The sequence below is a fragment of the Aliinostoc maniaoense genome (assembly GCF_058172895.1).
Genome location: NZ_CP187952.1, coordinates 2,573,318 through 2,595,025, shown reverse-complemented (window position 1 = coordinate 2,595,025; position 21,708 = coordinate 2,573,318). Strand labels below are relative to the sequence as shown.

Here is a 21,708-nt window from a genome sequence, read left to right as displayed (position 1 = left end):
TAGTGTATCAACCACCCGCAACAGCCGGGACAATACTCACTTCATCCCCATCTTTTAATGGTGTAGCTATTCCTTCCAAAAAGCGGATATCTTCGCTGTTGACATACAAATTTAAAAAGCGTCGCGGCTGTCCATTGTCATCGCATAAGCGCGATTTAATCCCAGGAAAGCTTTTTTCTAAAGATTCTAAAAGTTCAGCAATGTTGCTACCACTAGATTGTAGTTCAGCTTGATTGTTGGTGAAATTTTGTAGAGGAGTCGGGACTAAAACTTTTACAGCCATAGTAAGTTAATAGTGGTCAGTTGTTACAAAGAGGTTGTCAATAGCCATTAGTGATTAACTAATGACTATTGAGTATTGACTAAACAAGAACTTGTTGCCATTCTAAGCGGTCTAAGGTGCGAGAACGTTCTAATGCACGTTCAAAACTATCAAGCTTGGCATCAATAGTCAAAGGTTCGCCAATATAGCCTTGTACAGCTTCTTGGGTTTTCAAACCGTTGCCAGTGATATAAACCACGGTAGTTTCATCTGGATTAATTTTGCCAGCTTCTACCAATTTTTTCAGTACAGCAATGGTAGTTCCCCCAGCTGTTTCGGTGAAGATGCCTTCTGTTTCAGCTAGCAACTTGATACCTTCAATAATTTCTGCATCGTTGACTGATTCAATATTACCGCCAGTTTTCTTGGCAATTTCAACAGCATATATACCATCTGCTGGGTTGCCGATCGCAATTGATTTAGCAATTGTATTTGGTTTAACTGGTTTAATAAAGTCGCGGTCTTCTTTAAATGCTTCGGCGATGGGTGAACAACCTTCTGCTTGTGCGCCACTAAACCGGACGTTTTTACCTTCCACTAAACCGACTTCTACAAATTCATTGAAGCCTTTGTAAATCTTTGTAAACAGTGAACCAGAAGCCAAAGGTGCAACTACATGATCTGGTAGTTCCCAACCCAATTGTTCTGCTACTTCAAAGCCTAATGTTTTAGAACCTTCTGAGTAGTAGGGGCGCAAATTAATATTGACAAAACCCCAACCATGTGTATTAGCAACTTCTGAACAGAGACGATTCACTTGGTCGTAGTTACCTTTAACAGCCATGAGGGTAGGGCTGTAAATCAAGCTACCCAACACTTTACCAGCTTCTAAATCTGAGGGGATGAATACACAACAGTCTAAACCGGCATGGGCAGCGATCGCAGCTGTGGAGTTGGCTAAGTTACCAGTGCTAGCACACGAAACGGTTGTAAAACCTAATTCTCTTGCACGAGAAAGAGCAACGGACACCACCCGATCCTTAAAGCTGAGGGTGGGCATATTTACCGCGTCATTCTTTATATATAGTTTGTTCAGACCTAGACGACGCGCCAGACGATGGGAACGCACCAGGGGAGTCATACCTGTTCCCACATCAATTACATTGTCAGTTGCGACGGGCAAAAAGGGACGATAACGCCAAATTGAGTTAGGGCCAGCTTGGATTTTTTCACGGGTGACACTCAGACGCAAAGCATTGTAGTCATATTTCACTTCCAACGGCCCAAAGCACAACTCACACACATGACTAGCTTTTAGCTCGTATTCTGCACCACACTCTTTACACTTCAAAGCTTGAAAGGCGGCGTTGGTTGTTTTGGTTGGAGTGGATACTGTCTGAGTCATAGTAAATATCTTTCCCTGTTTGTCCGTCAACTGTGTGCTGAATAGTAACACGAGTAAAAATACCCGTCAAACATACCCGACTAAAATTATCGGGTATGTCATCACCATTCATTAAACTGAGCAAAAGTATATAAATGTGCTTGTGCAACTACGTATTACTGAAGCAGAATAATAGTTAATGTGAATTAGACAAGGTTGTTATCTAATCAGGGTTTCTATAATTTGTCTCCAATCATGCTTTTGGCATTTACTACCAAACCGCAAGGGTTTCAAGATTTAATTCAGATTCAACTAAATAATAATTTTGTATAAAAAGATAGATAACTTTTTAAGATCCTATACGTGAAAAAGATAGATATTTCCTGATGGCAAGCATGAAATATTGGTAATTTAACGGTTTTAGGATCTGATTTTTTTGATTTAAGGTTATTGTTACGCGATCGCTCTGTGACAATTCCTCGGTGAGATATCAGTAAATAAAACTGATTCAACCAACATTAAGTTATATCAAACCTTAGATATCAACTCAAATTCCTGCTCTGAAGCAATCTCAATTGCTTTTGAACAGCTTTGCTATGGAAAGAAATAACTGCAACTTACATCAAATGTAGATTTGAATGACTCAGGTGTATTTTGCACTAATTCTCATCGAAATTTATCAGGCAGCACTCTATCAAGCAACTACACCAAATGAAATCTCGTTCTAGCATGAATAAGACTAACAAGTCTAGACTTTACCGCGCTTTAATAGCAACAGCATTCTTAGCTAACGGTATTTTCCAATTTGTTGCCCCTGTACTAGCGGAGGGAACTACAGCTGGTACAGTCATCGATAACCGTGCAACAGCAACCTACGAAGATCCCAATGACCCAGACAAACCACTCAACACTACATCTAACACCGTAACTGTAACTATTGCAGAAGTTGCGGGTATTACAGTTGAGTATACAGGTGTAGAAGATACAACCAACCCTGGTGCTGGTGTTCAGGTAAACGATTTATTAATTTTCAATTATACCGTCACTAACGTCGGTAACGACCCCACAGGCTTCCGCATACCCAACCTTGCCAGCACAACCGGGCCAGCCACAGTTTCAGGAACATTACCCGGTGGCACACCCAACAACCTGCAATACAGTCTTGACAATGGTACAACCTGGCTTAACATCACTGGCTCAGATGTAACTGTACCAAACATTCCTGTAGGGGGTAAGGTCTTAGTCAGAGTCCCTGTGACTGTACAGGCAGGAGCGCAATCTGGTGACATAATTACCGTTAAGTTGGGTAATACTCCAGCCAATGCTCAAAACGTTTTGAGAAATCCCGATGGTGGTGACGTTTACACAGTAGATAATGCTGATGGTAGTCCCAATGAAGTAGCTGGCGCACCTGTTAACGGTACTAGAGAAGCTAGTGATACATCTATAAATGTCCCAGTGGGTAGTACTGTTAAAACTTACTCTTTAGCGACTATTCTCAAGACACGTACTAATTACAGCAATGGTGGTACAACTAATTCAATTACAGATGACACCCTTACCTATGGATTGAGTTTGCGAGTTGAAGGTAATGACACCACAGGACAGGGATTAACACCAGCACCATTGGAAGGAACAACTATTATCGTTGATGGTAATCCTGTAACGCGTATCTTAATTTCCGATGCGATTCCTACAGGTACAGATTTGGCAGCCGTACCAACTGCCCCAGGTGGATGGACAGCAGTTTATACTACTGATCCAGTTACCACAGATGCTAATGCTGCTCAATGGACAACAACCGCACCTGGTGATTTGACTACAGTTACCCGTGTTGGTTTCATCAACAACCCCGCTACGGTTACTTCTGTTGCACCAAATGTCACAGTTACGGGCTTTTCGATTCAATTAGCGGTTGAAGCTGGCGCAACTTCACCTCTGCAAGTTGCCAACATCGCCCAAGTATTTGGTCAAACTCCTGGTACTAACGCCCCTGTATACGATGAATCTGGTGATCAAAACCCCAGTAACTTTGATGGTCAACCGGGCAACATGACACCCCCTCCGGGTACGGATACCAATGGTGATGGTGTTCCTGATACTCTTCCTGACACTAGTGTTGATGACGGTTTTATTGATACACCAGCTACACCGGAAACGGGGGTTGATGGTAATAACGATAACACTGGTGTTGGACAAGGTGGTGAAGCCAACATCTTTACTATCGAAGTTCCCGTAACTTCAGCAGTTCTCAATGGCCCTGTCAATGCTCCCGATGCCATTGGCCCATCTGGTACAACCAATGATGACTTCACTAACAAATCCTCTTTAGTACCAGCCGGGACAGCACCAGGTTCTACACTCAACCCTCAAGCCGTAGCCTTCACTAACACCATCAGAAATAGTGGTACTGACCCCAGCAACTATTCTCTAGTTCCTATACCACCTGCAACACCTAGTGATTTGCCCACAGGTACATTAGTCACCATTACCTATGGTTCTGAATCTAGAGCCTATGTTTGGGATGGGACTAATTTCCTCTTTGATACTGATGGCAATCCTGCAACAACAGGTGATCAATCAGCTATTGATGCCACCAATGAATACATTACCATTCCTAATGTCCCGGCTGGCACTAATATCAACTACGGTGTAGAAGTTGATTTACCTGCTGGCACTCCATTATCTACAGATATTGACAGAGGTTTCCCAGTTCCCATTACGGCTTTTGTAGATGATGCTACCCCTGGTTTGGGTTCTGAAACTGTTAAGAATACAACCATTGACCGTGTATATACTGGTTACTTAAAACTGCGAAAACTGTCGAGAATCTTAGATGCCAATGGACAGCCAGTAGCTGGTACTGATGGTCAACTTAGTTCTGATCCCAAGAGTCCTATACCTGGAAATATTATTGAATACGTGATTCAGTACAGTAATATTTCTGAGCCACAATCTGGTAACGGTAACATCATTTTAAACGCCAGCAATGTGGTGATTACTGAAGACGGTGTGACACTTCCGAATAACTGGGCATTAGATAACGATAGTAATGGTCAGATTGATACTAGCAACATCATTGGTTCAGCTATTGATCCGAATGGCAATATCCAGTTCTTTAACGGTAATCCAGCTACCACCCTTGGCAGTGACCAGACAGGAACTACCGTAAATACCGATGTGACTCGATATGTAAATAATGTCACTGGTCAGGTAACACCGGGTCAGCTAAGAACATTTACCTTCCGTCGTAAGGTTAACTAAAGGTTTGCAGAGTAGTAAGTATTTTAGTGCTGAGGAATTAAGGACTAAAGTCCTTACTACAAACATGGGAATTATATATCTAAGAGTTTTTGAGGCAATTGGAATGAAGGGTGTTGCGATCGCAAGTCTGGGAGCATTGGCTGTAACTGCAACTGTACCATTTATTGGGAATTTACCGGGGCTAACTTCTTGGTTATCTAGCAGTGTGGTGGCGCAAAATATTCAAAAGCAACCACAATTACAGCTACGTTTAGCAGCAGAAAAACAAGTTATTACTAAAGACCAACAAGGTAAACAAAAGATTGTATGGCAAGCACTGCAAGGTCAAGCTGTGGTGCAACCAGGGGATATATTACGTTATACCTTGAGAGGGGAAAATAAGAGCGATCGCCCCATTAAAAATCTCACTCTCAATCAACCCATTCCCAAAGGGATGATGTACGTATTGAAGTCTGCCAATATGAACAATAAAGATGCCAAAATCACCTACAGCATCGATGGCGGACGTAGTTTTGTCGAAAATCCCACAATTAAAGTTACCCTCCCTGGGGGGAAAGTCGAAACTAAACCTGCACCTGCAACTGCTTATACTCACATTCGTTTAAAAGTTCCCTCACTAGCAGCAAAAACTACAGTTGAGGCAACTTATCAAACTCAGGTACGTTAACTGACAAGTTTTCTACTATTTTGGGGCAACATTTACTTATTAGCAAGTTAGTAGTAAGGACTTTAGTCCTTAATTCCTCAGCACTAAAGTGCTTACTACAAGCTTTAAATCTGGTATAAATTGCATCTTTAAATGAGGTATGTTGTCTTGATTTCTTAAATGAAAATAGGTTACTTTTTGCCTGACAATTTTGTCAGTATTAAATCAATGTCTTTATTCATCAATATCAGGGCGTTTCTGAGGAGATAAGTCAGTGAATCGTCCTCGTAACAGGAAAAAATTTACTTTTAGTGGTAACTGGTATCAACAATTAACAGCAAGTATTCTCCTTGGTGGTTTGTTGTCAACTACTGTATTTATACCAGTGACAGCACAAAATGCTGGTGTAGTCAATGTGAGTAATCAAGCTACTTATACTTATCAAGATACTGCTAGCAATAATCAATATTTAGGAATTACTAGTAAGCTGGATTTGAATCCTAGTCCATTAGTAGACCCATTAGGAAGAATTTTAGGTTGTGGAGGTCAGCTTTTACCAGATTATACAGGTTTTTCTGTGGGTGTATATGAAGCAAATCCCAATGACCCTACAGGCACAGACTTAGGACAATTAGTAGATTTAACACGTACAGAAGTTCCTGATATTCCTAATAATAATATTCCGGGTGGCAAAACACCAAATAGTGAAAATGTTAATCCGTATTTTATTACAAATAATCCGGCTGGTGTTTATAACTTTTTATTTGACCCCAATAAAGGGCAACTAGAACCAGGTAAAACTTATATTCTTGTGGTTAATCCGCCCGCTAATTCTATTTATCAGCAACGACGTATCAAGATTGAAATTCTTAATAGTACAGGGGCAATTAATAACAGTGTTGTCCGTTATGTTGCTACTTCTTTAGATGGTCAACCAATTAGTCTGACAGGTGCAACAACAGTAGATGACACAGTGGTTTTAGTGGCAAATGCGGAAGCGGAGGGATTGGACTTACTAGCTTTTAACTTCACTACCAATATGTGCCAAGCCAACCAGATGCAGATCATCAAAACAGGCGATCGCGCTGCGGCTGAACCAGGAGATACTGTAATTTATCGCCTATCAGTCCGCAACTTATCTGATGCGGCTTTAAGTAATGTAGTTGTTACCGATAACTTACCTCTAGGATTTAACTTTGTAGCTAAATCTGTCCGGGGAGAAATAGATCGTCAGCCAGTGGCCATCACGGCTACACGTAACGGTAGCACAGTCACCTTCAGCACCAACGTAAATATCCCCGTGGGGAAAGTGTTAAATATTGCCTATGCAGTCCAATTAACAACAGATTCTCTGCGGGGGACTGGTAAGAATAGTGCGATCGCTAATGCCCTACGTGCTGATAATTCTTTTAGTATTAAAGATGGCCCTGTTACCCATCAATTAAGAATTAGACCGGGTATAGTTTCTGATTGCGGCACTATTATAGGTCGGGTGTTTGTAGATAAAAACTTTGATGGGGAACAACAACCAGGAGAACCAGGTGTTCCCAATGCCGTCATCTTCTTACAAGACGGCAACCGTATTACTACTGACCCCAATGGTTTATTTTCCGTAGCTAATGCCTTACCTGGAAGTCATGCCGGAGTATTAGACCTCACCAGTGTTCCCGGTTATAAACTTGCACCTAACAAAAAATTCCGAGAACGTAATAGCCAATCTCGCCTAGTGCGTTTAGAACCAGGTGGCTTAGTACGCATGAATTTTGCCATCACTCCTATCTCAGAGGAGGTAGTTAAGCCATGAAACCTGTAACTAATTTCAATTTAAGGTTAATGGGAGTGATGGTAGGGGCTTTTAGCTGGGTTTTGTATCCAGCTATAGTTCATGGTGAAACTACTGAAACTAATAATCACCCAAAGTTAACTGAAACTAATAATCACCCAGAGTTATTACCAGAGTTAGAAAATTCCTCTCCCAACCTCTCCCCTAAAAATAATGTAGAGACGTTTCATGAAACGTCTCTACATATCCCCCCTTCCCTACTAGGGAAGGGGGTTAGGGGGTTAGGTCAATCCCCAGAAGTAGAACCTGACAATCCGCCAATTGCTGCAAACGCCATTTCACCATTTCAACCCTCAGCAGAAATTGCAGTACCATTAGCTTTAAGCAAATTCACCGCACCCATCCCAGAAAAACTTCCAGAAATCCCCACTTTCCAACCAACCACTGAAACACCGTTACCCAGAAGCTTAAGTAAGTTCATAGCAGCAGAACCAACCCCCAATCCCCAATCCCCAGTCCCCAACCCCCAATCCCCAATCAAAATCCTCATCCCTACTGCTGACAGCATTGTAGATGCCCCAGCAATTACAGTAACAGTACAGTTTCCTGTTGGTAGTCAAGTAGAACTGCGGGTAAATGATGTCTTAGTTGATGCCGCCTTAATAGGGAAAACAACAACTGATGCGGATACTAACTTAGTAACGCAGACATGGTATGGAGTGGCTCTCAAAGAGGGTGAAAATACTCTTGCGGCTCAAATCATCGGAAGTACACAGACACCGATCAAAGCTAGGGTAATAGTCAGGGGAAAAGCTAGTAAATTAACCATCGAAACCGTTGAGTCTCGTATCCCTGCTGATGGACGTTCAATAGCCACCATTAAAGGTCAACTGCTAGATATTAATGGTAATCGCTCTAATCAAGATGCGATCGCTACTTTAATCCCCACGGCTGGAGAGTTAGTAGGAACAGACTTGAAACCAGAACAACCAGGGTTTCAGGTAGAGGTGAAGCAAGGACAATTCACGGCTCAATTGCGTTCTGATCTCAAAGCTCAAACTGTGAGAATTAGAGGCATAGTTAATAACTTAGAAGCCTTCACCCAACTGCAATTTGAAACAGCATTGCGTCCCAGTTTGGTAACTGGGGTGATAGATTTGCGTTTAGGTGCAAGGGGGACAAATTATTATGGTAGCTTCCGTGATTTTCTCCGTCCCGATCAAGATAACAGCACTCAATTAGATTTTCAGTCAGCTATTTTTGCTACGGGTACTTTTGGCGAATGGTTGTTTACGGGTGCATACAACAGTTCTCGTAGTCTGAATGAGGATTGTAACTGTGATAATCGCCTGTTTAGAGGTTCTCAATTTAGCGAACAAAACTATCCTGTTTACGGTGACAATTCCACAGTTGATGCTGTTACACCTTCCATTGATAGCTTATATCTGCGTTTTGAGCGTTCCTCTCGTATCCCTGGAACTGCCCCTGATTATGCTATGTGGGGTGACTACAATACAGAGGAATTTGCCCGTGCTTCGCAGCAGTTTACTGCTGTTACTCGCCAACTCCACGGATTTAAAGCCAACTACAATTTAGGGAATCTGCAAATTACAGGTTTCTATGGCAATAATTTACAAGCTTTTCAACGAGATACCATTGCTCCCGATGGGACTAGCGGTTATTATTTCCTGTCTCGGCGGCTATTAGTTCCTGGTAGTGAAAATGTTTTCCTGGAGTTAGAAGAATTAAATCGCCCTGGTACAGTCTTACAACGAAAACAACTCAATAGGGCAAGAGACTACGAAATTGATTACGATCGCGGTACTCTCATTTTCCGTGAACCAATTCTGCGTACAGATATTGACGAAACGGGACAAGTTCTCGTGCGGCGGATTGTGGTTAGCTATCAATACGATGGGGGTAACTCAGATAACAATATCTATGCAGGTCGTCTACAATACAACTTTTCCCGCACCCTCAATCAAGAAAGTTGGTTAGGTGCAACTTACCTCCGAGAAAAGCAAGGAGTACGAGAATTTGAACTCTATGGCGCAGATGCCATGATTGCTTTAGGTTCTCAAGGTAAGTTAACCGCAGAATATGCCCATTCCAGCAATGATTCTGAGATGATGGGACGGGTAAGAGGGGAAGCTTACCGTCTAGAAGCCCAAGGGGAGATTTTTAAAGGTTTACAAGGTCGCGCTTATTATCGTCACGCCGATACAGGCTTTGCTAATAACGCTACCATTAGCTTTGTTCCTGGTCAGACTCGTTATGGCGGACAGTTAACCGGGAGAGTTACCAAAACTACGAATATTCGGGTACAGTACGACCACGAAGATAACTTTGGCATTGCAGCCCAGCCATTAGATACCTTTGAAGAATTATTTGCACCGCGTTCAGAAGCTATACCCGGTAGTAAAGTTGATAATTCCCTGACAACCATTTCGGCGGGGATACAACAACGCTTAGGTAAAGCTACTATGGACGTTGATTGGATTCACCGCGATCGCCAAGACAGAATGACTAATGGCTTGAATACTAAATCCGATCAATTGCGTAGTCGTTTCACCTATCCCCTCACCAATAACCTCACTTTTCAAGCCCAAAACGAACTCACCTTATCTTCCCAAAAAGATACAGTCTACCCAGACCGCACTATTTTAGGTTTGAATTGGGCTGTTGTTCCTGGTATTAATGTTAGTCTCGCCCAACAGTTTTACACTGCTGGTCAGTTAGCAGGAAATTCCATCACTAATTTAAGTGTCAACGGCGAACATAAACTTGGTACAGATACAACCTTAACTGGTCGTTATTCCATTATCGGTGGAGCTAATGAAATTACTACCCAAGGTGCTTTAGGGATTAAAAATCAGTGGATGATTGCTTCTGGGTTGCGGTTGAATCTCGCTTACGAACACGTCTTTGGTAACTTCTTCAACCGTACCGCCGCAGGTCAACAATTTGCCCAACCATTTGCCCCTGGACAAAGTGCAGCTGCTATTGGATTTAATGGCGGTGATAGTTACAGTGTTGGCTTGGAATACTCTGATAATCCTAAGTTTCAAGCTAGTGCGCGTTATGAACATCGCACTTCCTCTGGCGGTTCTAATACCGTCATTTCCGCCGCAGCTTTAGGTAAAATCTCCCCTGCACTGACAGGTTTATTCCGTTATCAACAAGCTAATTCTTCCAATCAAAAACTTTCGGGACTGGGTGATAGAGTCAACTTCAAGTTAGGTTTAGCTTACCGCGACCCCGCTAACGATAAATTTAACGCCTTATTACGTTATGAATATCGTCAAAACCCCGCAACTATTCCCGACACCATCTTTTTAGGTAGTGGTACGGGTTCTCAAGACCATACCTTTGCAGTAGAAGCGATTTATGCACCTAATTGGCAATGGGAATTTTATGGTAAGTATGCGTTGCGTAACAGTACTTCTTATTTAGCTAGTGACTTAGTCGGTACAAGTACGATAAACCTCGGACAATTACGGGCTACCTATCGCCTGGGATATAGTTGGGATTTAGTCGGTGAGGCGCGTGTAATTGGTCAACCTAACCATACTGAGACAGGCTTTGTAGTGGAAGCTGGTTATTATTTAAGTCCTAATTTGCGTCTAGGTGCTGGTTATGCCTTTGGTAAAGTTGATGACCGGGATTTTTCGGGTACACGTTCCGCAGGAGGTGCATATTTGGGCTTGACGCTGAAACTGAACGAATTATTTGATGGCTTTGGGTTACAAAAACCTGTAACAGCAGCCAAAAAATAATAAAGCAAAATTATATCTTTATCTGGGTTATAACAAACAGCAATTAACAATTAAAAGCTATCAAATTATGAATCGCAGCCCAACTAATCGCAAAATAAAAAAAATCCCAAATATCAAATCCTTTACTACCAGTGCGGCTCTTTGTGTAGGTATTGTAGCTATTGGTATCCAACCCGTCCAAGCCGAAGGCAGCCGCAGTTTATACCCTGCTTCTTCCCCTGGGACTGCATATCGAGCTAACTTAGAATGGCGGACAGAAGATACAGGTAACTTAATTAAAAGAAGAACACTATTAAAAGTTTATGCCCAAGCTGGTGAATACATCCTACTAGGTTCTAGTGCTGTAGGTGTCACTCGCACTAGTGGAAGTGTCACAACCACTGGTGATATCTATGTTTACAACCCTGGTTTAGTCACAGGTCAGGTAGGTAGTGAAACTTTTCCCAGTACACCCAGTTTTCAATGTACTTCTCAAGCCGGACGAGGAAAGATTAATAGCAGAACCGAGGAATTAGCGGGGCCAAAAAGTATTGATGGTAATGCTAATACTAGCGGATATACACCTTGTTACTATCAAGCACCCACGACAGGCATTTATGATGTTGTCATCTTTGGCCCCGCAGGATTTAGTGCTACTGGTGATGGTGGGGTAACAGCAGAGATAAATTTAACTAGTAGTACTAATTTTGACTCTAGCCAAGGAAGTAGTGTAGCAGCTTGGGATGTAACTATTCGCAATAGTACGAGTTCCAGTGCAGACTCAATCGGACGTTTATTTTCTTATTATTTAGCATTATTTACACGAGGTAATGGTAGACCGATATATTCAACAGTTTATCCTGTCACCACAGACGGTTATAGATATAGAACAGAAATTAGAGGTTTAGACCCCAACGGTTTCGTTCTTTATGGTAACGAAGCTGGTTTTTTTGATAGTGATGGTGTCTCGACTCTATACCGTAACGTTGTTGGTACTAACGGTAATGTATCTAGTATCCAAGGTGGTGCATCCTTAGCACGTCCGCAATTTCCCACATTTTTTAATCTGCTTGATCCTAACGCTTTAGCTTTTATTAATCGTTATGACCGCTCTGGGATTTTCCAGGGTGTCGGTATTACTACTACCCCAGTTCCTCCCATTGTAGGTAGTGCTAATTTTGTCGGTAATTTATCTGGTAACAACAGTAAAGTCGGTAATGGTGGTACTTTTAGCTTCAATAGCACTGTTACAGGGTCATACGAAATTGTGATCAAAGGTAGTGGTAGCACAGACTTTGACCCGAAAAACCCCATAAACAGAGTTATCAGAGGTTACATGAACTCAGCAGGGACACAAACTGCGAATTGGGATGGCAGAGACAATGCTGGTAATTTCTTTCCAGTGGGGACAAATTATCAATTTACTATCAGAATCAATGCTGGGGAATATCACTTTCCGGTATTAGATGCAGAAAATAATTACTACGGTGGCCCAACAGTCACTTTACTTAATCCTCCAGCTTCATACCCTGCTGACTTACCAGGCTTTGGCCCCACCACTGGTTTTTATGATGACCGAGTCTATAAAACTAAAAATGGTACTATAGTTGATTCAACAGCAACACAAGCTGATATTGATAACAATAATCCTCTTTGCGGTGTGGGCGCACCCACTATTAGATTCAGTAATCAAATTACAGGATTTGATACTACCACAAATCAACGTGCCTTTGGGCAATTGACTGGTGGTAATGAAAATGTTGTCTGTCATGCTAATGGTTCTTTCGGAGATACCAAAGGTTTAGACCAATGGACATTCTTTCCCAGTGTTGCGGCTAATAATTTTCTCAATATCGTCAGTCCTGATTTAACAATTAGTAAAACCCATACACCAACTGATTTTGTTAAGGGTGGTACAGGTACTTATGTGATCACTGTACCTAATTCTGGTGGTGATGCTACTAATGGTACTCAGGTGACAGTAACGGATACTCTACCCACTGGCATCATTCCTACAGGCGCGTCAGGTACAGGATGGAATTGTACAGTTTCAGGACAAAGTGTAACTTGCACTCGCAGCGATGTTTTAGCCGCAGGTAGCAGCTATCCTAATATCAGCATTAATGTGTCTATTGACATTAATATTACAGCTACTAGTGTGACTAATACTGCAACCGTATCTGGTGGTGGTGATGGTAATAATACTAATAATACCAGTCCCCCTGATGTTGCTAATATTGTTTCTTCCAGCTCAACTTCTAATCTAATTCTAGTCAAACGGATTACGCGCATTAACAACCAAGATTACATTACTACTATCAATGGACGTAGTGATGTTAGTTCCGATGATGATCAATATGTAGCTGCACCACAGGATACTGATGATGATGATGCCAAATGGCCAAGTGGTTATTTACGGGGTTTAATTCATACTGATATTGTCAAGCCAGGCGATGAATTAGAATATACTATCTACTTTTTGTCTAATGGTGAAAATAATGCGGTAAATGTAAAATTGTGTGATCTAGTTCCTAGTAATGTTACCTTTCTCCCTGCGGCTTTTAATAGTCAGACTCCTAATGATGGCGGTTTATCTGGGGCAGAACAAGGTATTGCAATGGCTGTGGGTTCTACTGAACCAACAGTATATTTTAGTAATGTAGCAGATAGCGATCGCGGCACTTTTTACCCAGCTAATGACCCGAATACACCTAGCTTCTGTGCTAGTAGCAACACCAATGGGGCTATAGTCGTAGAAATCACTCGCACTCTCATTTTACCCGTGCTACCGTTCGCTACTGGTAGCGGTACACCACCAGAATCTTACGGTTTTGTTCGTTTTAGAGCTAAGGTGAAATGAATATTGGGCATGGGGCATTGGGCATTGGGCATTGGGCATGGGGCATTGGATATTTCTACCTTGTCTACCTTGTCTACCTTGTCTACCTTGTCTACCTTGTCTACCTTGTCTAGCCTCCACTAACAGGGGGAATTAACACCACTTCATCGCCGTCTTTTAAGACTGTATCGGGTTTGACAAAAATTAAATTAATCCCAAAGCGGGTAACGTCGCGCCATTGGCTGAGTTTTGGGTGTTCGGTAATCAGGCGATCGCATACTGCACTCACAGGTGTACCATAGGGAAACTCTAACACTAGCTCCGGTACTCCATAGGTTTCTTGATACACAGCAAATAATTTGACGGTGATTTTAATGGCAGAATTGCACATATTGTTTTATCGTCCGGTTTTAAGGGTATAAGCCTTGTGGAAGACGTGGACTAGCTGGATAAGGGTTCTATTTTTTGGGCATTATTGATAGTTTAGTGTTGAGTATCACTAACAAACACCATAACTTTTGGTTTTAACGGTCGTTATAGACGCTTTTTTAAAATTTATTTAATTTTTGAGTAAAATGCAACCTGAATTTAACTTTTTTCAGCATTGGTATCCACTATCACCTGTTGAAGACTTAGATCCGCAAAGACCCACTCCCATAACCGTGTTAGGATTGCGTCTGGTAATCTGGAAGCCTAAATTTTCTGAAACTTACCGCGTATTTTTAGATCAATGTCCTCACCGTCTCGCGCCTTTAAGTGAAGGACGAGTTGACGAGAAGACAGGGAATTTGATGTGTAGTTATCATGGCTGGGAATTTGATGCTGAAGGGATTTGTACTCGCATTCCCCAGGCGGAGAATCCAGAAATTCTCACTAAGAATCGAGATAGTTTTTGTGTGACAACATTACCAGTTCGTCAAGCAAATGATTTACTCTGGGTTTGGCCAGATGCTAAATCAACAGAATTAGCTAACCAAACGCCTTTACCTTTGTCACCGCAAATAGATACTAGCAAAGGTTTTGTGTGGAGTTCTTTTGTCCGTGATTTAGCCTATGATTGGCAAACTTTAGTAGAAAATGTTGCCGATCCTAGTCATGTGCCTTTTGCTCATCATGGCGTACAGGGAAATAGAGACAACGCCACACCAATTCCTATCGACATTGTGCAATCTACACCAGATTTGATTGAGGTTAGTGTGAGTAGAAACTTGAAAAGCACAATTATTTTTGAGCCGCCTTGTCGTTTAGAGTATGCTATTAGTTTTGGTAATGCTGGCAAACAAGTAGGATTAATTACTTACTGTATTCCTGTATCTCCGGGTAAATCCCGAATTGTGGCTCAATTTAGCCGTAATTTTGCTAAACAATTGCATCGTTTTACACCGCGTTGGTGGGATCATATCAAAAATCGTAATCCAGTTTTAGATGGAGATATGATTTTGTTACTTCAGCAAGAACAACTTCTCCAACAAAGACAATCAAGCGAAAGCTGGAAAACTGCTTATCAAATGCCTACGAGTGCAGACCGTTTAGTGATTGAGTTTCGTAAGTGGTTTGATAAGTATTGTCAGGGAAAATTACCTTGGCAAGAAGTTGGTATGAATGTTGCAGAAAGCACAAATATTAATGCTGATCGCGCTGTGGTATTAGATCGTTATCAACAACATACTCAGCATTGTAGTAGTTGCCGTAACGCTTTAAAGAATATTGAGCGATCGCAAATTATTCTCCTAGCCTATTTTGCTGTTACCGTTGCTACCTCCGCCATTCTTCCCGACAGCCTCAGACTGAAGTTAGGTTTACCCCTAGTCATTACCGGACTGTTAGGTCTTGTTGCTTACGCTTGGTTAAAATTCTGGCTGACTCCGAAATTTTACTTTGTGGACTATGTTCACGCGGAAAGATAAGGGCAGGGGGCAGGGAGCAGGGAGCAGGGGGAGAGAATTATTAAAAAATTTGTTCTAATTTTTGGAAGTCGCGCTGTACTTCTTCCCATAGGGTTTTGTTATGAGGATCGGTTTTTAAGGCTTTTTTGAGATAAACTCTGGCTTTGAGGATTTGGTTTTCATTAATGAGGGCGCGTCCCCAAATTTGATAGGCGATCGCTTGCCATTGGCGTACTTCTGGATCTTTGGGTAAACGTGCGGCTAAGGCTTCAGCTAAGGCGATCGCTTGCGGAAATCGCCGTTCTCTTAAAAATCGTTGCAGTTGTTCGTAAGTCTTCCACTTCAGCCGTTGTTCAATTTCCGCGATGTTTGGCGGCTGAGTCATTGGTGGTTTCTCAGTTGTGGCGGTGGCTGTAGTTGTTTTTTGGGCAGTAGCGGTTTTCGTCTCGTCCCGTTTAGCTGTAGAAGTAGAAGGCGACTGCTTTACCCGTGGGGTTGTCTCCTCTGGTGGAACGACAGTCAACAAAAATCTGTATGCCTCAGTCAAGGCGATAAATTTATCTTTCGCTTTTTTATCACCGGGGTTGATATCCGGGTGATATTGCTGCGCCAATTTTCGATAAGAGGCTTTAATGTCGGTAAAAGAAGCTCCCGACCTTAAACCCAATAAACGGTAGCAATCTCCGAGATCCATTTTGATCTGTTAAGTAGTGAATGTTCAGCAATCAGCCATCGACTGCTAACTGAAAACTTTAATAATAATCAATAATTTTATATTTTTATAGTTCACATTTGACAGATTTTATAGGGAATGGGGAATGGGGCATGGGGAATGGGGAATGGGGCAGAAAAATTCAAAATTCAAAATTCAAAATTCAAAAGTTTTTCTCCCCCTGCCCCTGTCTCCCTTGTCTCCCTTGTCTCCCTTGTCTCCCCTGCTCCCTGCTCCCTGCCCCCTGCTCCCCTGCTCCCCAATCCTACACCCTTTCTTCAATCACACGGTCAATCAAGCCGTATTCTTTGGCTTCTTGGGCGGACATGAAAAAGTCACGATCCATGTCTTTTTCGATTTTGGCTAGAGCTTGACCAGTATTGTTAGCATAAATTTGGTTCAACTGGTTACGGATTCTGAGAATTTCTCTAGCTTCGATTTCGATGTCGGTGGCTTGTCCACGAGTACCGCCAGAGGGTTGGTGAATCATAATCCGAGAATGGGGTAATGCCAGGCGTTTGCCTTTTGTGCCGGCTGCCAATAGGAAAGAACCCATTGAAGCGGCTAAACCCACACAAATTGTCACCACATCAGACTTAATGTGTTGCATGGTGTCATAAATCGCCAAGCCGGATGTTACCATACCACCGGGGGAATTGATGTATAAATAAATGTCCTTACCGGGGTCTTCTGAATCCAAGTAGAGCATGACGGCGATGATTTGGTTAGCAATTTCATCATCAACATCACGCCCTAGGAAAATAATCCGTTCCCGGTATAGGCGATCGTAGATACTAATCCAATCTGTAAATTGGCCACCGGGCATCCGATAAGGAACTTTAGGAACTCCTATAGGCATATTTTGACTCCGTTATATAGTTAATTGGGCATAGGGCATAGGGCATAGGGCATTGGGCATCGGGCATAGGGCATTGGGCATTGGGCATTGGGCATTGGGCATCGGGCATCGGGCATGGGATAGAGTGAAATCTTCTCCCTTGTCTCCCTTGTCTCCCTTGTCTCCCCCTGCTCCCTGCTCCCTGCTCCCTGCTCCCTGCTCCCTGCTCCCTGCTCCCTGCCCCCTACTCCCCTGCTCCCCTGCCTCCTTAAAGCACACTAGCTGGCAATGGGGGGTTGGCGAGTTCTTCTTTTTCAAAGACTCGATCAATTAAGCCGTATTCTTTGGCTTGGTATGGAGTCATGTAGAAGAGACGATCCATGTCTTTGGTAACTTTTTCTGGTGGCTGTCCTGTAGTACGAGACAGAATATCAACCATTGAGGCTTTGTTAGCTAGAACTTCCTTAGCCCGAATTTGAATATCTGTGGCTTGACCTTGGGCGTAGCTTTTAGGTTGGTGCAAGATAATATTGGCGTTGGGTAAACTAGCGCGGCAACCTTTTGTACCAGCACCGAGTAACATGGCTGCCATGCCCATTGCAGAACCAATACAGATGGTGTGGATGGGTGGCTTGATGTATTTCATGGTGTCATAGATGGCGAAGGCTTCGGTTTCAAAGCCGATGGGTTCACCACTATAACCGGAAGTGCCGGTGGAGTTGATATAAATTTTAATTGGCTTTTCGGGGTCGTCGGACTGCAAGTACAATAATTGAGCAATAATCAATTCTGTGACAGCAGGAACCAGTGGCATTCCCAGATAGACAATTCGCTCTTTTAATAGTAGAGATGGTAAATCTGGCGGCGGTGTCCGGTAGGAGTTATCGCCGTAGTAAGCGGCTTGAACAGCCTTGATGGGGGAAATGTCCATAGCAACTGATCGCCTGATATTGTACCGTTAACTGTAATACATCCTAGCGTGATGGTAGCTATCTGCAAGTGCGGTTTCCTCGCTAATTAGCAAGATAGCTGGGCATCTGCCAATGTTTGGCTTCTAAGATATTCTGAATATATTATCTGAAATATATTATATGGATGGCTTTAATTAAGTTTTCCGTAGGATTCATGTAACGATTTGAAGTTATTCAAGAATGTGTAATGGTGAAGTTCTCCTTCGCCGTGTTTGTTAAATATTCTGAGAAGCTTGGGTTATGAAAGTTAATTTGCAGCCTACCCTCAATGATGCCAATCTAGACGCTAATCAAGTCAACAGTCAGCGTCAGTTGGCAATTTCTATTTCTGCTGGTGCAGAACCTCAAGACCGGACTGTCCCCCTGAATTTATGCTTAATTCTTGACCATAGCGGTTCGATGAATGGGCGACCGCTAGAAACGGTCAAAAAAGCAGCAAATCAGTTGGTGGATAGACTTAATCCTGGCGATCGCCTCAGTGTGGTAGCCTTCGATCATCGGGCTAAGGTGTTAGTGCCGAATCAAGCGATTACAGACCCAGAACAAATTAAAAAACAAATCAACCGTCTGGCGGCGGATGGCGGTACAGCTATAGATGAAGGTTTGCGTTTGGGAATTGAGGAGTTAGCCAAGGGGAAGAAAGAAACTGTTTCCCAGGCGTTTTTGCTGACTGATGGGGAAAATGAACACGGTGATAACAATCGCTGTTTAAAATTTGCTCAGTTGGCGGCTGGTTATAACTTGACTTTAAATACTCTCGGATTTGGTGACAACTGGAATCAAGATATTTTAGAAAAAATCGCTGATGCGGGTTTAGGTGCTTTATCTTATATTCAAAAACCAGAACAAGCAGTAGATGAATTTGGGCGTTTGTTCACTCGCATTCAAACGGTGGCTTTGACTAATGCTTATTTGTTATTCTCTCTGATGCCCAATGTCCGGTTAGCGGAACTTAAACCTATTGCCCAAGTTGCCCCAGACACAATTGAGTTACCCTGGCAACAAGAAAGTGATGGCCGCTTTGCTGTCCGGTTGGGAGATTTGATGAAGGATGTAGAAAGGGTGATTTTGGCGAATATTTATCTGGGACAATTGCCAGAAGGTAAACAGCCAATTGCTAATGTACAGGTGCGCTACGATCACCCATCCCAAAATCAAACCGGGTTATTCACACCCAATACCCCCGTTTATGCCAACGTCGTTAGGGTTTATCAACCACAACTCAATCCCCAGGTGCAGCAATCGATTTTAGCGTTGGCGAAATATCGTCAAACCCAATTAGCAGAAGCCAAATTACAGCAAGGCGATCGCTCTGGTGCAGCTACGATGTTACAAACTGCGGCGAAAACTGCTCTGCAAATGGGCGATACAGGTGCGGCAACAGTTCTACAAACCTCAGCAACGCAACTGCAAGCTGGGCAAGATTTATCAGAAAGCGATCGCAAGAAAACTAGGATTGTCTCGAAAACTGTCTTGCAAGATACCCCTAAATGAAAGTTCAATTGCTCTCAGCCTTAAGTGATCACAATCTTGATGCGGCTCAAATCAATAGTCAGCGTCAATTGGCTATTTCCATTTCGGCAGTTCCTGACCGGTTTGAGCATAATTTGCCTTTGAATTTATGCTTAATCTTGGATCAGAGTGGTTCAATGCACGGTCGGCCTATCAAAACCGTGATTGAGGCTGTAGAGCGATTATTAGATAGATTAGAACCACGCGATCGCATTTCAGTTGTCGCTTTTGCGGGTTCTGCTGTGGTCATTATCCCTAATCAACCAGTGCTTGACCCCGAAAAGATCAAATCTCAAATTAAAAAGAAATTAACCGCTAGCGGTGGTACTGCCATTGCTGAGGGGTTACAACTGGGGATTACAGAATTAATGAAGGGGACAAAAGGTGCTGTTTCCCAAGCTTTTCTGCTTACCGATGGTTATGGTAAAAGCAGTCTGAAAATTTGGAAGTGGGAATTTGGTGATGATGATGGTAGGCAATGTTTAGAACTGGCTAAAAAAGCTGCAAAAATTAACCTGACTATTAATACTTTAGGATTTGGTAATCACTGGCATCAAGATTTATTAGAAAAAATTGCTGATGCTGGTGGTGGAACTCTCGCCCATATTGAGCGACCAGAACAAGCTACTCATCAATTTAATCGTCTGTTTACACGGGTGCAATCAGTAGGGTTAACGAATGCTTACTTGCAACTATCTTTACAACCCCAGGTTAGGTTAGCAGAACTCAAACCGATGTCGCAAGTTCTCCCCGATATTATTGAGTTACCCGTGGAAACATTAAACGATGGTACTTGTGCTGTGCGTGTGGGGGACTTAATGAAAGATGTGGAACGGGTAGTTTTAGCAAATTTATATTTAGGCAAGTTACCACCAGGAGAGCAGCTTATTGGTAATATGCAGATCCGCTACGATGACCCAGCAATAGAGCAAGAGGGGTTACTGTCGCCAATGTGGCCGATATATGCCAACGTGGTAGAGGGATATCAACCAGATTTTAACTCGCAAGTACATCAGTGGATTTTAGCTGTAGCCAAATATCGCCAAACTCAGTTAGCTGAGACTAAATTACAACAAGGCGATCGCTCCGGTGCAGCTACGATGTTACAAACTGCGGCGAAAACTGCTCTGCAAATCGGTGATCAAAACGCCGCCACAGTTTTACAAACTTCCGCCACCCGCCTGCAATCTGGCCAAGAACTTTCCGATGCAGACCTCAAAAAAACTCGCATTGCTGCCAAGACAATTTTACAAAGTTCTTGAACCCATGAAAACTACTGGCATTCATCATATAGCAATTATTTGTTCCGACTATCAACGCTCAAAAGCATTTTATGTAGATATTCTAGGATTTGCGATTATTCAAGAAACATTTCGCGCCGCCAGAAATTCTTATAAATTAGATTTACGAATTAACGAAAATACTCAAATTGAATTATTTTCCTTTCCCAATCCTCCTAAAAGAGTCAGCAATCCAGAGGCTTGTGGTTTAAGACATTTAGCTTTTGCTGTTGAGAATATAGACGAAACTGTTGTTTACTTAAAATCGCATAATTTAGAAGTAGAAGATATCAGAATTGATGAGATTACAGGCAAAAAATTTGCTTTCTTTAAAGACCCGGATAATTTGCCCCTAGAGATTTACGAGTATTCTGGAAGAAAGCAGTAGGCAATCAAATCACTAGTAAGATTTATTCGTGAAAACGGATTGAAATATTTTGATTGCCAAAATTGTAGAGAGCAAAACATATTCAATAATGTTTCAATAAAACCTCAGTCTTAAGAAAGATCCTGACAGGGGTGTAATTCAGATTAAATATAAACAACCGTGTATGTCTACGGATAACCTAAGTAAAC

At 42.4% G+C, this 21,708-nt stretch carries 18 protein-coding genes; 9 read left to right on the top strand and 9 right to left on the bottom strand.

Annotated elements, in window-relative coordinates; genetic code table 11:
• Nucleotides 1-7: 7 nt before the first annotated feature.
• Both ACPZ3T_RS11515 and thrC read right to left on the bottom strand, forming a co-directional pair.
• A complete protein-coding gene (locus tag ACPZ3T_RS11515) occupies nucleotides 8-283 on the bottom strand; it encodes a MoaD/ThiS family protein (protein WP_490276345.1) in 276 nt (91 codons plus the stop codon).
• Nucleotides 284-362: 79 nt separating this feature from the next.
• Nucleotides 363-1,667, bottom strand: coding sequence for a threonine synthase (thrC, locus tag ACPZ3T_RS11510; protein WP_490276343.1), 1,305 nt, complete (start codon nucleotides 1,665-1,667; stop codon nucleotides 363-365).
• 708 nt (nucleotides 1,668-2,375) lie between these two features.
• On the opposite strand from thrC, the gene ACPZ3T_RS11505 reads away from it, so the two are divergent.
• The 5 genes from ACPZ3T_RS11505 (at nucleotide 2,376) to ACPZ3T_RS11485 (ending at nucleotide 13,954) form a co-directional block, all read left to right on the top strand.
• Nucleotides 2,376-4,910, top strand: a complete 2,535-nt coding sequence (locus tag ACPZ3T_RS11505) for a beta strand repeat-containing protein (RefSeq protein ID WP_490276341.1) — start codon at nucleotides 2,376-2,378, stop codon at nucleotides 4,908-4,910.
• Between the two features lie 103 nt (nucleotides 4,911-5,013).
• Entirely contained in the window at nucleotides 5,014-5,577 is a 564-nt protein-coding gene (locus ACPZ3T_RS11500) for a hypothetical protein (protein ID WP_490276339.1), read from the top strand.
• Nucleotides 5,578-5,830: 253 nt separating this feature from the next.
• Nucleotides 5,831-7,360, top strand: a complete 1,530-nt coding sequence (locus ACPZ3T_RS11495) for a DUF11 domain-containing protein (RefSeq protein ID WP_490276337.1) — start codon at nucleotides 5,831-5,833, stop codon at nucleotides 7,358-7,360.
• Nucleotides 7,357-11,115, top strand: a complete 3,759-nt coding sequence (locus ACPZ3T_RS11490) for a TonB-dependent receptor (protein ID WP_490276335.1) — start codon at nucleotides 7,357-7,359, stop codon at nucleotides 11,113-11,115. Before ACPZ3T_RS11495 ends, ACPZ3T_RS11490 begins: the two co-directional genes overlap by 4 nt.
• Before the next feature lie 67 nt (nucleotides 11,116-11,182).
• Entirely contained in the window at nucleotides 11,183-13,954 is a 2,772-nt protein-coding gene (locus ACPZ3T_RS11485) for a DUF11 domain-containing protein (RefSeq protein ID WP_490276333.1), read from the top strand.
• Here the strand turns inward: ACPZ3T_RS11485 and ACPZ3T_RS11480 are convergent.
• Together ACPZ3T_RS11480 and ACPZ3T_RS11475 are read right to left on the bottom strand one after the other, a co-directional pair.
• Nucleotides 13,880-14,074 carry a hypothetical protein gene (locus ACPZ3T_RS11480; protein ID WP_490276331.1) on the bottom strand — a complete coding sequence of 65 codons (195 nt, stop codon included), beginning with the start codon at nucleotides 14,072-14,074 and terminating at the stop codon, nucleotides 13,880-13,882. The two genes, ACPZ3T_RS11485 and ACPZ3T_RS11480, sit on opposite strands and share 75 nt — an antisense overlap.
• Nucleotides 14,064-14,324 (bottom strand): MoaD/ThiS family protein, encoded by a 261-nt coding sequence (locus ACPZ3T_RS11475; protein WP_490276329.1) that lies wholly within the window; start codon nucleotides 14,322-14,324, stop codon nucleotides 14,064-14,066. Before ACPZ3T_RS11475 ends, ACPZ3T_RS11480 begins: the two co-directional genes overlap by 11 nt.
• Nucleotides 14,325-14,508: 184 nt before the next feature.
• Between ACPZ3T_RS11475 and ACPZ3T_RS11470 the strand changes: the two genes are divergently transcribed.
• On the top strand, nucleotides 14,509-15,840 hold the full coding sequence (locus ACPZ3T_RS11470; protein WP_490276327.1) for an aromatic ring-hydroxylating dioxygenase subunit alpha: 1,332 nt from the start codon (nucleotides 14,509-14,511) through the stop codon (nucleotides 15,838-15,840).
• Between the two features lie 40 nt (nucleotides 15,841-15,880).
• Here the strand turns inward: ACPZ3T_RS11470 and ACPZ3T_RS11465 are convergent, their stop codons facing one another.
• From ACPZ3T_RS11465 to ACPZ3T_RS11445, 5 genes are all read right to left on the bottom strand, one after another.
• Complete coding sequence (locus ACPZ3T_RS11465) at nucleotides 15,881-16,513, bottom strand: J domain-containing protein (RefSeq protein ID WP_490276325.1); 633 nt, start codon at nucleotides 16,511-16,513, stop codon at nucleotides 15,881-15,883.
• A 174-nt stretch (nucleotides 16,514-16,687) separates the two neighbouring features.
• Nucleotides 16,688-16,813, bottom strand: a complete 126-nt coding sequence (locus ACPZ3T_RS11460) for a hypothetical protein (protein ID WP_490276323.1) — start codon at nucleotides 16,811-16,813, stop codon at nucleotides 16,688-16,690.
• Complete coding sequence (locus tag ACPZ3T_RS11455; RefSeq protein WP_490276321.1) at nucleotides 16,797-17,390, bottom strand: ATP-dependent Clp protease proteolytic subunit; 594 nt, start codon at nucleotides 17,388-17,390, stop codon at nucleotides 16,797-16,799. The genes ACPZ3T_RS11460 and ACPZ3T_RS11455 overlap by 17 nt, the downstream gene beginning before the upstream one ends.
• Before the next feature lie 12 nt (nucleotides 17,391-17,402).
• The gene (locus ACPZ3T_RS11450; protein ID WP_490276319.1) at nucleotides 17,403-17,648 is read right to left on the bottom strand and encodes a hypothetical protein; all 246 of its coding nucleotides are present in this window, start codon (nucleotides 17,646-17,648) and stop codon (nucleotides 17,403-17,405) included.
• Nucleotides 17,638-18,300: an ATP-dependent Clp protease proteolytic subunit gene (locus ACPZ3T_RS11445; protein ID WP_490276317.1), complete on the bottom strand. Its 663-nt coding sequence runs from the start codon at nucleotides 18,298-18,300 to the stop codon at nucleotides 17,638-17,640. Before ACPZ3T_RS11445 ends, ACPZ3T_RS11450 begins: the two co-directional genes overlap by 11 nt.
• A gap of 280 nt (nucleotides 18,301-18,580) precedes the next feature.
• Here ACPZ3T_RS11445 and ACPZ3T_RS11440 point away from each other — a divergent pair, with 280 nt between their 5' ends.
• Genes ACPZ3T_RS11440 through gloA2 form a run of 3 tightly spaced genes read left to right on the top strand, consistent with a single transcriptional unit; the run spans nucleotide 18,581 to nucleotide 21,520 of the window.
• The gene (locus ACPZ3T_RS11440; protein ID WP_490276315.1) at nucleotides 18,581-19,834 is read left to right on the top strand and encodes a vWA domain-containing protein; all 1,254 of its coding nucleotides are present in this window, start codon (nucleotides 18,581-18,583) and stop codon (nucleotides 19,832-19,834) included.
• Nucleotides 19,831-21,114, top strand: a complete 1,284-nt coding sequence (locus tag ACPZ3T_RS11435) for a vWA domain-containing protein (protein WP_490276313.1) — start codon at nucleotides 19,831-19,833, stop codon at nucleotides 21,112-21,114. The genes ACPZ3T_RS11440 and ACPZ3T_RS11435 overlap by 4 nt, the downstream gene beginning before the upstream one ends.
• 4 nt (nucleotides 21,115-21,118) lie before the next feature.
• Nucleotides 21,119-21,520: an SMU1112c/YaeR family gloxylase I-like metalloprotein gene (gene gloA2, locus ACPZ3T_RS11430; RefSeq protein WP_490276311.1), complete on the top strand. Its 402-nt coding sequence runs from the start codon at nucleotides 21,119-21,121 to the stop codon at nucleotides 21,518-21,520.
• Nucleotides 21,521-21,708 lie beyond the last annotated feature (188 nt).